This window comes from uncultured Methanospirillum sp., from assembly GCF_963668415.2.
In the GTDB taxonomy this organism is placed as follows: Archaea; Halobacteriota; Methanomicrobia; order Methanomicrobiales; family Methanospirillaceae; genus Methanospirillum.
In genome coordinates this window covers 1,350,907-1,366,390 of sequence record NZ_CAXXDL010000001.1, presented here as the reverse complement: position 1 = coordinate 1,366,390, position 15,484 = coordinate 1,350,907, and the positions used below count along the sequence as shown (strand labels likewise).

The 15,484-nt window shown below is 54.4% G+C and carries 10 protein-coding genes; 4 read left to right on the top strand and 6 right to left on the bottom strand.

All coding sequences use genetic code 11. The features are described from left to right. Positions 1–77 precede the first annotated feature (77 nt). Both ACHZA2_RS06275 and ACHZA2_RS06270 read left to right on the top strand, forming a co-directional pair. Positions 78–1,052 carry a hypothetical protein gene (locus ACHZA2_RS06275; protein WP_319578990.1) on the top strand — a complete coding sequence of 325 codons (975 nt, stop codon included), beginning with the start codon at positions 78–80 and terminating at the stop codon, positions 1,050–1,052. Continuing rightward, positions 1,049–1,900 carry a methanogenesis marker 8 protein gene (locus ACHZA2_RS06270; RefSeq protein ID WP_319578989.1) on the top strand — a complete coding sequence of 284 codons (852 nt, stop codon included), beginning with the start codon at positions 1,049–1,051 and terminating at the stop codon, positions 1,898–1,900. The genes ACHZA2_RS06275 and ACHZA2_RS06270 overlap by 4 nt, the downstream gene beginning before the upstream one ends. 22 nt (positions 1,901–1,922) lie before the next feature. On the opposite strand, the gene ACHZA2_RS06265 is transcribed toward ACHZA2_RS06270, so the two are convergent. Further along, positions 1,923–2,600, bottom strand: coding sequence for a V-type ATP synthase subunit D (locus ACHZA2_RS06265; protein WP_319578988.1), 678 nt, complete (start codon positions 2,598–2,600; stop codon positions 1,923–1,925). Between the two features lie 8 nt (positions 2,601–2,608). Continuing rightward, positions 2,609–3,724 carry a V-type ATP synthase subunit C gene (locus tag ACHZA2_RS06260; protein ID WP_319580947.1) on the bottom strand — a complete coding sequence of 372 codons (1,116 nt, stop codon included), beginning with the start codon at positions 3,722–3,724 and terminating at the stop codon, positions 2,609–2,611. A gap of 41 nt (positions 3,725–3,765) precedes the next feature. Here ACHZA2_RS06260 and ACHZA2_RS06255 point away from each other — a divergent pair, with 41 nt between their 5' ends. Continuing rightward, a complete protein-coding gene (locus tag ACHZA2_RS06255) occupies positions 3,766–4,617 on the top strand; it encodes a protein phosphatase 2C domain-containing protein (protein ID WP_319578987.1) in 852 nt (283 codons plus the stop codon). Between the two features lie 87 nt (positions 4,618–4,704). Beyond that, positions 4,705–5,169, top strand: a complete 465-nt coding sequence (locus tag ACHZA2_RS06250) for an OsmC family protein (RefSeq protein ID WP_319578986.1) — start codon at positions 4,705–4,707, stop codon at positions 5,167–5,169. On the opposite strand, the gene ACHZA2_RS06245 is transcribed toward ACHZA2_RS06250, so the two are convergent. The 4 genes from ACHZA2_RS06245 to ACHZA2_RS06230 form a co-directional block, all read right to left on the bottom strand. Continuing rightward, a complete protein-coding gene (locus ACHZA2_RS06245; protein WP_319578985.1) occupies positions 5,135–6,541 on the bottom strand; it encodes a SpoIIE family protein phosphatase in 1,407 nt (468 codons plus the stop codon). The two genes, ACHZA2_RS06250 and ACHZA2_RS06245, sit on opposite strands and share 35 nt — an antisense overlap. Positions 6,542–6,558: 17 nt before the next feature. Further along, on the bottom strand, positions 6,559–8,802 hold the full coding sequence (locus ACHZA2_RS06240) for a PAS domain S-box protein (protein ID WP_319578984.1): 2,244 nt from the start codon (positions 8,800–8,802) through the stop codon (positions 6,559–6,561). 93 nt (positions 8,803–8,895) lie between these two features. Next, positions 8,896–12,297 carry a UvrD-helicase domain-containing protein gene (locus ACHZA2_RS06235; protein WP_319578983.1) on the bottom strand — a complete coding sequence of 1,134 codons (3,402 nt, stop codon included), beginning with the start codon at positions 12,295–12,297 and terminating at the stop codon, positions 8,896–8,898. Beyond that, positions 12,294–15,464, bottom strand: coding sequence for a PD-(D/E)XK nuclease family protein (locus ACHZA2_RS06230; RefSeq protein ID WP_319578982.1), 3,171 nt, complete (start codon positions 15,462–15,464; stop codon positions 12,294–12,296). Before ACHZA2_RS06230 ends, ACHZA2_RS06235 begins: the two co-directional genes overlap by 4 nt. Positions 15,465–15,484 lie beyond the last annotated feature (20 nt).

Here is a 15,484-nt window from a genome sequence, read left to right as displayed (position 1 = left end):
GATCCACTGACCAGCTTCTGATCACTCCTGCCGACGAGCAGATATTCAACCTTGCAGTCAGAATAGATCTGAGTATCATGCACCTGCATATCCCCCCACTGCTCCTTGCGTTCCTGCTGCTCTGTCTGGCAGGAGCATTTTTCCCCTCTTCTGCCGCCTCCGCAGGAGATGGTTCGGTTCTGTATTCGACTGACTTCTCAACTGCAGATGGCTGGATAACCAACAGTAAAGACCGCTTCTACCCTGATGTCGGGGGCGGGAGGTATCACTACCTTCTCGAAGGTGGCACTGGCGGGTACGCTGCCTATGCCCTGCCCCAGAAGGTGAACGGCCAGTTCGTTCTTGAGTTTGACGTCACCCCGATGAAGACCGATGACGGTTCGACCTTCAGATTCGGGATCGGCACAGAGAAGAAAGACAGTCAGAGAGGTCCCCTGCTCATGACTGAACTGGCAAACAAGAAGGATGGCAGGCTCTTCTACCTGAAGACGGTCTCAAAGGAGAACTCCCTGAATCAGATCGGTTCGAGTCAGTCAACCGGCAGTCCGGGTGCCACGGTCAGGTTTGAGGACAACACAACCTACCATGTGAAGATGACCTACTATGCAGCAGACAACCGGGCCAGCATCGTCGTACAGCAGCAGGGCTCCCCTGATGTGATCTTCACAGCCTCTGCACCGGTATCAGGAAAGATGGAGGATCTGACCTACCTGTATACAACCGCGATCGGTGATGGAACATCGGGGCCACAAGCCGAGGGCTACATCGACAACATCAAACTCACGCTTCCTGCCTCACAGGCAGCGGTGAACCCGGCCGGAACCACATCTGTGCAGACTACCGGAGAGACTCCTGCTCCGGCCAGCACAAAGGTAGCCGCCAAGCCGACCGAGGAACCAACGAAGGTCTTCACACCCGGTCCAACCCGAACCCCGTATCCTCTCCCGCCGACACCGGCAGCAACCCCGACCCAGAAGTCAGGCTTTGGTTTTATGACCCTTCTCCCTGCCCTTACAGCAGGAGCAGTCCTCGCTATCAGGAGATATCGATGACTGACGAACACATCATCGAAGCAATAGGCCGTTCGCGGGTCGTGGTTCGTGACGGAAAAGTTGTCGAGGTCGGTGAAGCAGTCATCAAAGACTGCCCACTTGCAAAACGGTTTGCATGCCCGGTAGAGGAGTTCACTCCCGCTGCAGTGAAGAAGAATATCGAGAACAGGATCGCATCGTTCGGGATGTGTACGCCTGACCGCTCACTCACCTCTGATGATGACTTTGTCGGGTTCGGTGCATCAGAACTCACCCGGACCGGTCTTGCACGTGGTATCATCGACGCAGCAGTTCTGGCCTGTGACGGTGCGGGCACCGTGGTAGTGACCGATCCCGCCATGGCACAGGGCATCGGAGGCAGGATGTCAGGGCTTGTCTCGACATCTCCGATACGGTCGGTCATTGAGCGGATCGAGGCAGGCGGCGGTATCGTGCCTGATCCCGTCCATGCCTCCATGGACCCGCTTACCGGTGTTGCTGCAGCACACAAGGCAGGGCACTCACGTCTGCTTGTGACTGTTCCAGGTGCTGACGCTGCTGAAGCAGTCAGAAGAGCTGACCCTGATGCCCTCATCATGGCGGTGCATGTCACCGGCACATCACAGGAAGATGCAATCAGGATCGCAGCGGTTGCTGACATCACAACCGGCTGTGCCTCCCGGTACATCAGGGAAGTCTGTGGGAAAAAAGCCCTGATGCAGGCAGGGACCGCGGTTCCGATCTTCATCCTGACACAGCGGGGAAAGGAACTTCTCCTGGCCCGGCTTGCCGTCATTCCGAATCAGATCCTGGTCAGCCATACCGCTCTTCCGGTGAGCGGCGGGAAGACACCTGATCCACTGGTCTGAATGCAGACCGCTGAAGAACAGGTCACCCTTCAGTTCTCGTTTTCCGCTCCTGATCAATCAGTTCAGCAGCTGCCTCTTTTCTCCGCTTCACATGGAAGAGCCGGCTTGTATCCTCACGCTCGATCTCATCCCGCATCCGTGAGATGTAGAGTTCGGTCTCTTCAAGGGTAGGGATCACCTGGTGCTCAAGTGCCCGAACCCTCCTGCCAATCCGTTCAATCTCGGCCAGAAGGTGTTTGAGTGTCGCTTCGCTCCCTGCGTAGGCGACGATAGCGGCAAGCAGATCTTCGTATGAGTCTGCGAGATCGTCGATGACAAGGGTTGTCCCGAGCAGTCCGTATCCCCGTTCGATCACATCTGTCTTGATGTCCTTCCCGGTGATGACCGGGACTTTAACACCAAAGACATTACGCTTTGTGAGTTCGATCTCGGGCTTCACCTCTACCGAGTAAGCAGCAACGGTCATACCGACCGTGCCTTCCATCATGTACGCTGCTGCGATCAGGAATTTTGTACGGGTGTATCTGGTGATCAGGAGATCATACTCCTTCTTCACCTCCGGAGCAAGACGGGTCACCTCGAGTATGAGCCCGTCGAGTTTCATGCTGAGGATCTTGTATGCCTTGCGTGCCATCCTGAGCCTGCTCCTAAGAGCAAGAAGGCCGGCACGTGTTGGTTTTACATCAGTCTGGTATGCCATGACTCCTCCTACATGATCAGGTATCGTTTGATCTGATCAGAATCAAGCCCAAACTGTTTTCCCCTTGCAATGGCCCGCAGGTTTGCAACCTCGTGCCTCTTGTGCTCAAGGTACGAGAGGATCGGCAGAACAGAGAAGGGGTATCTCTTTGCTATCAGTTCGAGACGGCGGAGCCGAAGCCTGGTGACCGCCATCATCATCGCAAAGAGGGGTGTCTTTCGTTCTGCCCAGAGTTTCCAGATGAGATCTGCAGCATCCGCCTCGCATACTGATTCATTGCACCTGACATCCTGCAGTGCCTCCATGAGGATAGGCAGGATCCTCATCTGCTGCATTCCTGAAACGAACTGCTGCTTATCCTCAATAGAATACATCTGCTGGTAGAAATCAGGCCGCAGGTTTCCTCCCGGTATCATGTACGGCTTGATATCGCTGACCTTGCTCCCTGCCCTGAGCCTGAAGAGGTTCCTGATGTTGATGATGTCAATCTCGAACCGCAGGTAGGGAAGCATGGCATCGCCTCCCCTGATTCCTGACCTTGCATCCCGGTAGAGATTTTTGTAAAAGGACATGTACAGGGAGTTTTCCACCTCTCCAAAGAGCCCTTTTCTGTATCCTGAGGCAAACCCGTCTTTAAGAACCGGGTAATGTTCCCACCCTTCGAGCCCTTCTACCACGTCATTGAGTGTCCGTTGCGAGAGCAGGCTCTCAATTCTGGGTTGGGATATTCCTCCGGCCGGGATCAGAACCTGGCGTATCTGGTCGGCCGGGATGCCGAACTGCCTGCTCCGCAGCACGAGCATCACATTCCATACGTCCCACCTTGCAAGGTATCGCTCGGTGAGTTCATGCAGTGCCCCCGGTGTTATCGCAACCACGCTCTGGTAGGTCTCGGCAAGGTTTCTGGTGAGAGCCCCTTCGATCAGGTCAATACCTGAGCGGCTGCCGGCAAGTTCGTTGACCTCGTTCTGGTACTCGGTCTCACCGATAAACCGGCTGATCTGGTTGAGATCCATGTTCAGAAGCCGCATGTACTGATCTCTGCTGATCAGTCTGGCTTTCCTGACGGTAAGTCTTGTACAGATATAGATGTACCCGGTTGGGGTAACAGGAAAGTGATGCAGACTTCTCCTCCTCTCTGTTGGTTTCGCCGTGAACCTTATAGATGCACGGTCATTTCTCTCTGACCGGTGAATGCTGTATCCGGAGGATCAGAATACTCATCAGGATGTGGGTAGCAGGTACACCTGATCTGATGAACTCACCACGCTGCTCGTACCTCACCCACCCCGGCTACCTCCGGTCAGGTAACGAGGACAGCATCCTGGTTCCGGGAACGGTGATCAATGTGACCGGTATGGAGAGAGCGGAACTGATGGAAGTTTCTGCTCTTCCTGCCCTCTTCATGGTGGCTGACGGGATAGGAGGTGCGGTTCATGGCGAGGTGGCAAGCCGGACTGTTCTTGAGTACTGCTCACAGGTTCAGGTTCCCGCCACTCCTGAAGCAGTAACCACGATGATAGCAGGGGCCAAGGAGGCTCTTGACAGGTTTGTCCGTGCAGACCCCTCGTATACCGGTTTTGGGACCACGGTTGCAGGGGTGGTCCTCTTTTCTGATCATGCCCTCATCTTCAACTGCGGGGACTCGCGGGTGTATCGTATCAATGAAGGAGATGCCGAGCGACTCTCCCATGATCACTCCCTGGTCCAGGAACTCTGTGACAGCGGGGCCATAACCAGCGACCAGATGTACACACACCAGTACCGCAACATCATCACGGCATCAGTATCCGGCGATCCGACCAGACCAACCCCGCCGGTTCTGGTGAGCAGGGTCTCGCGTCAGGAGAACAGCCGGTTCCTGATCTGCACCGACGGTGTCTGGGAGGTTATAAGGGACGATACTATCTTTTCCCTCTGCTCGACAGGGGATCTCCGGTCTGCCGCAGATGCTGTATTGAAGGCCTGTCTTGCCGGTGGCGGGCCTGATAACATCAGCCTTATCCTCATCGGGTGATTCCCGGCTGTTCCAGTAGGGAGCTTTCGTAACCCGTAGTCAGGATTTTTTGCAAATGTTTAGGTCTCCCGGTACTGTATCAGTACCATGGAAAATGATATGCCCTGGGACAAGGCACGGATGGAGTTTAAACCGGTCTCAATGACCGTCTCACATACCGGCGGCATGACATTCACCGCTGAAACCTCTTCAGGGTTAAAAATCCCGATAGACGCTCATGTCCACCTTGGTGGTGGTGGCACAACCCCGAATCCCATCGAGTATCTCATCGCTTCACTGGGGGGTTGTATCGGGATCAAGATCCTGCTCTCACTCAGTGATGCGGGTGTCACTCCCGGTCTGCTCACTATCGGGATCCAGGCAGAACGAAGGCAGGAACTCCCTGCGGTCTTTGAGAAGGTACATCTTGTCGTGACCGTGTCAGGGTTTGTAAATCGTCATCAGGTATCTGATATTATGACCCGGACACTCTCGCACCTCTGTCCGATCGCTGCGATGTTTGCGAGCGTCGGCACAGTCACGTTCGAGCACCACATTGTGGATGAGCAATAGGTGATGAGCTTCTGTCAGCCTCGTGATCTCTCCCTATCACAAGGACGGTCACGTCATCTCCGGGAACTCCGGTTCCGGCATGTCGAAACACGAGATCCGTGATCGTCTTCACGATGGTTTCAGGATCTGTTGGATCGCTATCCGGCAGACCTGATCCGGAAAATGCCTGCAGCACCGGTTCAATCCCGAGCATCCCTTCAGCATTCTCACACTCGGTGACCCCGTCGGTGTAGAGCACGAGGTGTTCACCTGTGTTCAGCCTGAACTCTTCCTGCTTGTACTGGTAGTCTTCCCAGGTTCCGACCGGGATGTCAGGATCCATCGGGATCAGTGAAGCATTGGTATCATTGATGATAAACGGCGGGTTATGACCTGCGTTAGCATAGATGATCACACCTGTCTCAAGATCCATAACCCCGGCAAGCAGGGTGACAAACAGGCTGTCATTACTGCTCCTGATAAGCCCCTGGTTAACTTGAGAGAGGATCTCGGCAGGCTGGTCAGAGTAGATGAGTGCATTGCGCAAAAGGGTCAGGGTTGATGCCATCACGAATGCTGCCGAGACCCCTTTTCCCGCGACATCCCCGATGCAGAAGAAGCATCTAGTGGGGGTAATCTGCTGAAAATCGTAAAAGTCACCGCCAACCTCATGCATCGGGATGAGTCTGGCTGCAACCCTGATCCCGCTCATCTCCGGAATCTTTGCAGGCAGGTATCCCAGCTGTATCTCCCGTGCTGCAAGAACCTGTCCTTCAAGACGTGAGGCTGTCCAGCTCCTCTCTTTCTCCCGTGCCACGTTGTGCATCAACATAGTGAAGAGGCCCATGCCGGTTGCGATCACCAGGATCTCAATAGATGCGATGTTTACGAGGAGGAGCCTTGAGATATCGATCCCCTGGTAAAGGAAGAGGGTGATGATGGAGTCTGCCGTGGTGAGCGCTGCTCCGAGCAGAGCCGCCTGCCAGACATGAATCAGTCTTCTTCCGTTCAGCAGGAAGACGATCCCACAGACCAGTCCGTTCAGAACTTCGGTGATCAGGACATCCGGACGTATCGCCCCGGTCCCTGCAGCCTGGAGCAGAAGCCCGAAGAGGGCGGCCCCGACTCCCCCGAACGGCCCTGCGATCAACCCTGCCATATTCGGGCCGATCTTGCTGGTGCTCAGGAAGTCTGTTGCTGTCCCGCTTCCTGCATAATATCCAAAGGCGTAGAATATTCCGAATATGAACGAGATGATGGCGATGTAGCGCCATGACCGCTCTCTGCCAACGAGGAAGTCCACACCCTTTACCCTTGTCAGCAGGTATGCGGCAAAACAGACGGTGGCCATCTTTTCGAGGAGATCTCCGACCACCAGTGACTCAATAAACATGAACTACCTGCAATCTCCTATTTCTGTTCACCGGTGATCGGAGAATCGATACGCCACATTCCTTTTGGAACTTTGATCTCAAACCGTGCTCCTTCTCCAGGCACCCCGTTCTCCTCAATGGTGATGCCTGTTATCGTGAGGATCTCACGCGATAAGAAGAGGCCGAATCCGGTATGGGTTCCATATCCTCGATCAAAGATCTTTGATTTTTCTTCGGCAGGTATTCCTCCGCCATCATCTGTCCAGGTGATGGAGAGCGTATCCCCTCCCGGTTCAGCCTTCACCATGATGGAATGCACGTTAATCCCGTGGCTTACCGAGTCGTCGAGCAGGTTAAAAAAGACCTTCTTAAGCATCAGGTCAGCAAGTACCAGGGCACCTCTTGTCTCTGAAGTAAGCGTGACAGGTTCTGGAACCTGGAGATTTTTCAGGATCTCATCAAGTGACTGCCACTGCGGTTCCTGGGTACCGAGATCCTCGTACACCCTGGTAAACTCGATCTGTGCCCTGATTGTGTTGATGGCTTCATAGATCTTGCTCAGGTATGACTCAGCCTCCTGGCTCGTTGCCATCTCCCTGACAAGCACCATAAGGCCCGTGATGACCGAGATCTTGTTCAGGATATCATGCCTCGTAATTCCTGAAAGGAGGGAGAGTTGTCTGTTTGCCTGTTTTAATCCATCACCGAGCCGTCTCTTATCAGTGACATCACGCCCGATCCCGATGACTGACTTTACTACGCCGGTGGCGTCACGAATCGGTGCGTTGTTTGAGATATGCCATCTCCATGATCCGTCACGATGACGTATCCGGTACTCAACACCACCCCTTCCGGCTCCTGTTGCGATGAGAGAGGCCAGGGCTTCATTGCATCTGGCAACATCATCGGGATGGACAAACTGGCTAAAATTTTTCCCAATGACTTCTTCTGCAGGGTGACCGAGGATAGTTGTCCAGTTCGGCGAGACATAGGTGAATACCCCGTCCAGGGTCATATCATACACGATGTCGTTGGCGTTCTCGACAAATGACCTGAACTTCTCCTCGCTCTGTCTGAGTGCTTCAAGATCTGAAACCCGCTGGGTGTTGTCAAAGAACGTCTCAAGCAGCCTTTTTCTCCCCTGGAACTGGAACGGGACGACGTTCTTGATGATCGGAACTGCTCTGCCGTCTGGATTCAGCAGGACCCGCTCTGAGTTGTCAACAGTCTGATTGAGATCGGTGATCGGGCACCTTCCATCTTCATCAGGACAGATGAATTTGTGGCAGACCTTCCCCAGGATCTCTCTCCGTTCTGCCCCAATCAGGGTTGCAGCTGCCGGGTTGAGATCCACGATTGTATGGGTCTCGGCATCAACGATCACGATGCCCTCTTTCACTGATGAGAAGATCTGGTTGAGATAGTCCCTGCTCTCAACCAGAACCTCTTCTGCTTTTTTCCTGTCAGATATATCCCTGACAGACTCGATGGCCCCGACCATCATTCCATCACTGTCATAGAGCGGCCCTGCCTTTGCCCAGACCCACCTGGGTTCTTTACCGGCCCCTTTGATCTCTGTCTCGGTGAAGATGACGTCACCCTCTCTTTTGATGAACCGGGTATAGAGTGCCTCTGTCTCTGCATCAGGAGAGAAGACAAGATCAATCAAAATTTTTCTCCGCTCCCCATAGAACGGAATTGCATACTCGTGATCAGATCTCCCCAGAATCTCCCTGGCAGCAACACCGGTCATCTCCTCAATCGCCTTGTTCCAGACGATGACCCTTCCTTCTCTGTCTATCGCAAACGTTGCATCCGGCAGGAAGTTGATGATGTCAGACATCCGGTGTTCAGACTCTTCTTTCGCGAGAACTGCCCTCTTCTCGCCAACTGCCCTCTGGATCTTGTTCTGAAGTTCGGCGAACTGTGACTTTGGCTCGCCTCCCTTCTGGATGTAGAAGTCGGCACCGTTGTCAAGTGCCTGGATAACAATCTCTTCACGTCCTCTTCCTGTGAAGAGAATGAATGGAATAGCTCCATACCGTTCCCTGACGTACTTGAGGAGATCGATCCCGTTCATACCCGGCATCTGGTAGTCAGAGAGGATGGCATCGTACCTCCCTGTGATAAGTTTCTCCTGTGCTTCAGGCCCCGATCCTGCAGTATCGAGCCTGAACCTGCCGGTCCGTTCAAGAAATATTTTGGCGAGGGCAAGAAGATCAGGCTCGTCATCTACGTACAGCACCGATAATGGTTCAGTCGTCTGTGATGCCTGATTCATACTCCTTCTCCGCCGGTCGTCATAATGGGGCCGGTGTCAGGTTTTTTGCAATCTGAACCGGCCCGGCCGGGTAAATTCTCTGTCTGCGATCTATTATGTGTTTCTGTCACCGCTTTGCCTCTCATTCCATGCTTTGCGTATGATTTCGCTGACAGCATCCTTCTCTAAGGGCTCCATGGAGAGGAGTCTTCCTTCTGGAACGCTATATAATGTAGCGGTTGCAGGCTTCATTCCAAGGATCTCTGCCGCCCGCCTGTAGATCTCGGTCTGAACCCGGTATGCCATCTTTGTGATCAGATCAGAGCCGGAGAGGGCATCACTCTTGTAGTCGATCACCAGCCACGACCCGTCCTCTTTCTGAACGATGCAATCGATACGCCCGGTCACAGGTGTTTCATCGATGGTGACCGTGAAGGCGAGTTCACGCTTCACCTCTCCTGCATTCATGATCTCAGGAAGAGAATTGAAACGTTCTTTCACCTCCATGAGTTCCTGGTGAAGATCCTGACCTATCTCCCACTCCCTGATGACTGCTGCCGGGTCCCTTCCTCTGAGCACCTCATGGACCGCGGTTCCATAAACTGCTCCCCGGGCTTCATGCTGTCCGTCCTGCTGTTCACCATGGTCATCAGCCTCATCGATGGCTATTGCTTTCACAATCTCTGTGACAAGCAGGGGTGAACCGGAACGGTCTCCTGCAATCTGCTGCAGGACAAATCTTCCCTGCTCATCACGCAGTTCGTCAGGGATGATGAAGGGCGGTGTGGTCCTATCTGCCTGGATATGTCCCTGAGCGGGCTCGCAGATCCTCATTGTGATCTCTGTCCCGTCTTGTGACCTGAGCGGCATCTCTCCTGCTGATATCACATTCCCGGTAATCCCGAGTTCTTTGATGATCCAGTCAAGTCTGGTATCTTTGCTTCCATCAGGGAGTTCATCACCTATCTCCCCGCTCATGATCAGGTGGTCTGCAGACCGGGTCAGGGCAACGTAGAGGAGCCGCTTCTTCTCGGCAAGAAGTCTCTCCTCCTGCCTGTACCTGAGCAGCGAGTAAACCGGTGTTTCTGTTGTCTCAAAGTTATCTTCAGGATCCGGAATCCTCACTCCCATGAGCGGGCCGGGACTCTCCATAAGGACCGGGGGCTGGACAAGGTTTGGTCTCTGCCCCATTCCGGGAACAAAGACGATCGGAAACTCAAGCCCTTTTGCGGCATGGACCGTCATGATCCGTACGGCATCAAGCCCCGGGTCATCGATCATCGCCTCCCCCTCCTGGTCGCCGGTCTGCACCGCCTCGCTGAGATCGGTGACAAGATCTGCGAGCTGGTACCTCCCTTTCTCTTCCCGCTCTCTCACCATCTCCTGGAGTTTTCTGATGTTTGAGAGGATCTGCTGACCCTGCTCAAGTCCTCCATACACGGCGAGAACTCCTGACTCATCAAGAACCGACTGGATCAGGTGTGAAACACGCCATCTTCCTGCACGTCCTCTCCAGGTTGCCAGAAGGTCATGGGCCCGGGCTGCACCATCGCACCCCTTCCCGTACCTGTTCAGTCTCTCAAAGAACGTGTCTGCTCCTGATCTGCGGATATGAAGGAGATCGGTATCCTCAAGACCGATGTATGGGGATCTGAGCAAGCCGATGAGGGCGATATCATCGTAAGGACGCTGAAGGAAGGTGAGCAGGCTTATGAGATCGAGGATCTCCTGTCTCTGGTAAAATCCTGTTCCTTTGTGGACATAATACGGAATGCTCCTCTGCCCGAGTGCATGAAGATACTCGCCAAGGTTGGTCCTCCGTTCCAGGAGAATGGCAACATCCCGCCATGATGCCGGTCTTGTGCTGAACGTCCGCCGTCCCTCAACGTCCCGTTCTCCCTCCTCATAGACTTCAGACCCGCCTCGTACCATGGCTGCGATCTCGTCAGCGACCGCTTCTGGTTCTGATACCTCTCCGTCCTTGTGGGTGAGGAGGAGCGTGACCGTCCCGGTATGCCCCGCCCGTTCATCAGAGACCATCGCCTGTTCGTATGGGAACTCCCACGGTTTTTCTGCGGTGCTGAAGAGGCCTGAAAAGAGAATATTGACTAAGGTGATGACTGCAGGTGAACTTCTGAAGCAGACATCAAGAGGGATCTCCCTGCCGCTGCACTCTGCGGTGATCAACGATGCAGCATCACGGAACCGGGTGACATCAGCCTCCCTGAAGAGGTATATCGACTGTTTTGGGTCACCGACGATGAAGAGACTCTGCAGATCAGGACCCGGGGTTCCTGCAATGGCGGTCACGATCTCAAACTGGGCAGGATCGGTGTCCTGGAACTCGTCGACAAGGATGTATCTGAACTGCTTGTTGTAATGTTCAGCCACCAGGTCGTGATGATCCCTGAAGAGCTCTCTGCAGCTCCTGATGAGATCTGCAAAATCGATCCCTCCTGCTGCTGCCTTCTCCTCCTCGACGAGTTCACAGAACCGGGTGAATGAGGTCCCAAGTGCAATCAGGAATCTGATGGTGCGGATGCTGAACTTTTCGCCGGGATCAAACCTCATCGCTGCAGCGGATTCGGCCCTGGCATCTTCAAGAATCGCGTTCAGATTTTTGTACGTATCTCTCAGTTCTGCCAGCAGTTCTTCGGTCCAGATCTTTTTTGATCCCCCGGAACCGAGTTTCACCTTCAGGTACCTGGTGACTGCCTCAAGGAACTCATCAGCAGTCCCAGTAGATCCGTCCCCGTCCATGACCTCTAGGAATGGCCGTACCTTCTGAAGGTACACCATTGCCTTGTCATCGGACGGGATATCCATCAGCCCAAATGCGATGAGGGATCTGACCGCTCGCCTGAATGTTGGATCACTCCTGATCTCTCCTGCTTTCGCCTTTCTGAAGGCTTGTATCTCATGCTTCCAGAAGGAGATCACAGCCTCCTGATCACCACTGAGCCGTGCGAAGAACTTCTCTGCCTCATCCCTGCGTGAGTAGAGGGTTCTGATCATCTGCTCAAGGTTGTACGGTCCGACGGTTGCAAGGGCGTACACAACAGCATCCCCTTCCGTCGGGGTGTGAATCAGATCCTGAAAGCAGGAGGTGAGGATACGGGAGGACTCCTGCTCATCAAGGACCACGAACGAGGGCTCGACGTGTGCCTCAAATGCAAACTCCCTGAGCACCTGGGCACAGAACGAATGAAAGGTCTGGACCGGTGCGATCAGGAACTCTTCCCGGGTCCGTTCCCAGTAAACACCCTGTTTTGCCTCAAGGCTCTTTCTGATCCGCTCCTTCATCTCGGCTGCTGCCTTGTCAGTGAAGGTGAGGGCAAGGATGTTTCTGACCGATATCGGGTTCTCGTGCCACTCTTTTCCCTCCCCGAATGTCTCAAGCAGGTTCAGGTATTTGTTCACGAGCACATGGGTCTTCCCGGTTCCTGCCCCTGCGGTGACGATGAGTGAGCGGTCATGGGTGGTGATCGCCTCTATCTGGCGTGGTGTTCCGTTCATGACTCCTCCCCGCTGTCGCTGATCCTGAACCTGTTAAACCTGCAGATCCCGGTATATTCGCAGTATGGGACCTGGCAGGTTTCAGGCAGAGGGAATCTTCCACTCCTGATATGACTGATACAGGTCCGGGCAGCATCAAGCGAGTTCATGAGAATATCCCTGAACCCGGTGGTTGCCCTGCCGTTACCTGCCCCGACCAGGCTCTTGTGATCCGGGTTCAGCAGCGGCCAGCTCTGCCTGACCTTTCTGCTGATCTCGCAGTACGACCCTGCAATACCGGTGAGCGGGGTTTCGTCATCCTCGTGCATCTTCTCAAGTGCCAGCAGGTAGAGAGGGAGCTGGAGAGCGGTCCCCTCTCTGATCCCCTTGGCATTCGGATAGGAACTCCCGGTCTTGTAGTCGATGATTGCAAAGTACCCGTCCCTGGAGAGATCAACCCTGTCTATCCTGCCCGAGATCCTGACCGGCTCCTCATCTCCCTGATCAAGCAGGACCCAGGATCTCTCTTCTGCTCTCCGGTCTTCTCCTGATATTTCACCGGTACTGGATTCTTCTTCCTGTACTGTGCCCGCATTTTCTCCGTTTCTGTTTCCGCTATCGTCTCCAGCTTTCTCCGCCCCGATCTCGCATTCAAAGTATCCGGGGAGAAGTGTGGTCTCCTCACGTGCCGCTTCACACGCAAGAAACCGGTCAAACAGGCCTGGCTGATCCCGGTCTCCAAAGAGCGAGAGGAGTGTTGCATGCCAGGCCGGAGTTGTGAACGTGTATCTCCGGCTCTTCTCGATCCCGATCTCCTTGAGAAGATCGGTTGCACCAGCGAGGTACTGCCTGGTGATCTGCCTGGGACCGTCCTGTGACCATTGCCTGAAGAAGTCACAGAGTGTGTCATGGATAAAGTTCCCCCGCTGGGCAGGAGTCAGGGCGGGATCCACATCGGGGAGAGGAGAGAGGCGGAGTACCTGCTGAAGGAAGAATCTGAACGGGCAGGTGGCATATGTCTCAAGCCTCGTCGGTGCCCAGACCTTCGCAGGGCCGAACCGTTCTGTCAGCCATGCGGTTGCATCCTGATCATCTGAAAGGACTCCGTCGTATGGTGAGTCTGGTACACCGGTACGGTACCAGTCCTCCATCAGAATCCGGTCGGCCACAGAACCATACGTCTGATCAGCAGAAAGGAGATCCAGGATCTTCTCTGTAGTCCTGTCCAAAGCCTCGTCTGTATCCGTGGTCATATCTGATGAGGCTTCAGTTCCCTTCGCGATCAGCCTCCCGGCTGACATAGCGGCATGACTCTTTGATCTGGTAATTACCCGGCCCCATTCAGGAGGATTGAGCCGGTGTCTCACTTCTTCCAGAAACGGGGAGGTGAGTTGGATCTTCTCGCCCCGGCTCCGTGGTGCAGAGAGATACACCTGATCACCGGCAGAGATGGCACTGATGAACGAGTACTGCTCACCGCTGATCACCTCGGAGAGGCTCCGGCCTCCGAGGAGGTCTGACTCTGCAGCGGTGAGGAGCGGAAGCCGTGTTGAAGGCCTGGGAATGTCCCCTTCAACAAGCCCGGCAAGGAAGAGGTATGGAAGGTGCAGGTAAGCTGTCTCTGAAAGCCGCATCACCGTCACCCCGCCCTGATCCTCACTGATGGTCACCAGTTCCTCGAGAAGGTAGTTTAGGTACCTGGAGAATGAACCTACCCCGATCTTCCTGCCTGGCTCCGAGAGAGCAGAAAGCCTGGTGAGACAGAGATCAAACCGCTCCCATGCCCTCTTCTCCCGTTGTGATACCCTGACTGTGTCAGGCTTTCCGATAAACCCGGGCCTCACCCAATGGTCAAGGATCTGACGAAAGACAGTCACATGTTCTGACAGGGTCTGCTCGACCCTTAACGTGAGGAGGTCGGTCTGGAACCTCTCAATCCATCCCCGCACTGCGGCAAGGTCGGTGGGATTAATCGCCTCTCCGGTTTCTCCATTGCTTCCGCCTTCAGAGCCCTCTGCAAGTGCCTCAAGGTTCCTGTCCCAGGATGGGCCTTCCATGATTCTGGCCCTCCTGAGTATCATATCAACAACCCCGATCCCAGGCAGTCTGATATCAGGCTGGTCGGATCTGAAGAACGGACTTGCCATCAGGCTCATCAGATCTTCACGTGGAAAATTATCAGCGACCAGAGAGGGGAAGAGGGTGAAGAAACCAACCAGAGGCTCCCTGTTCAATGCCTCGCCGGCAGAGATCTGCGAGGAGATACCAAAGTCCTGAAAGATTCCGGTTATCAGAGCATGAGAAGAGATGTCAGGAGTTACAACCGTGATATCATGAAGTGAAACCCCGCTCTCATGGAGGTAGCAGATCTCTTCAGCAATGGATTCGAGCTCCTCACGCGGACTCTGGAAGATCCCGATGCTGATCCCCTCGTCGCTCCTGATCTCCTCTCCGGTGAAGAGCTTGGACAGGGGCGGCTCATCCATGGGGGTAATACCATCACCGAACCAGTCCGGGATATCATAGATACTCTGGTCCCTGCCGGTCGGATACTGATACACACAGTGTTCTGCATGATCCCTGATCGCCCTGATCAGTTCCTTCTCCCTCGGGAGGGGCTTGTGAAACCCCCTGAATCTGACAGTTCCGAAGGTATTGGGCAGCCCGGTATCGATAGCAGAGATGGTCCACTCGATAAGGCCGGTTGCATCTGTCAGACCCCTCTGTTCAAGGGCCCTGCTGTATGCTTCGAGTGCCAGATTGATCTGCCTGCACTTCTCTGAATTTCTGATCTGCTCTGATTCAAAAAATGCTATTCTTCGCTGTGAGAGGATGTCCCGCAGTGCCAGGAGATCCTTGAGAGTCGTGGGGGCAGGGTTGTGTCGTGAAAAGAAGAACGGGATATCCTCGCGGATCGTTTCAAGTGTCTCTGAGAGGAGCTGGAGTGACTGACCGTCAGAGATCAGCGTTGTTTGTGAGTTTGAGTTCTCGTGGTGCCGTCTGCAGAACTCCCGAAGTGTTGTGATCTGATCAGGGAGTATCGGAGTCCCCGTTCTGACATATGCATCCTGAATCGCTCTGACAAGGTGGTTTGTCTGAACAAACAGAAAGTTCCGATCAGATGAAGGGGAAAAATCTGCAAGGTCTGCGAGCAGGGGGTGTATTGATTCATCAGAGCCGGGTGTCATCGGAGGGGATCACTGATGTA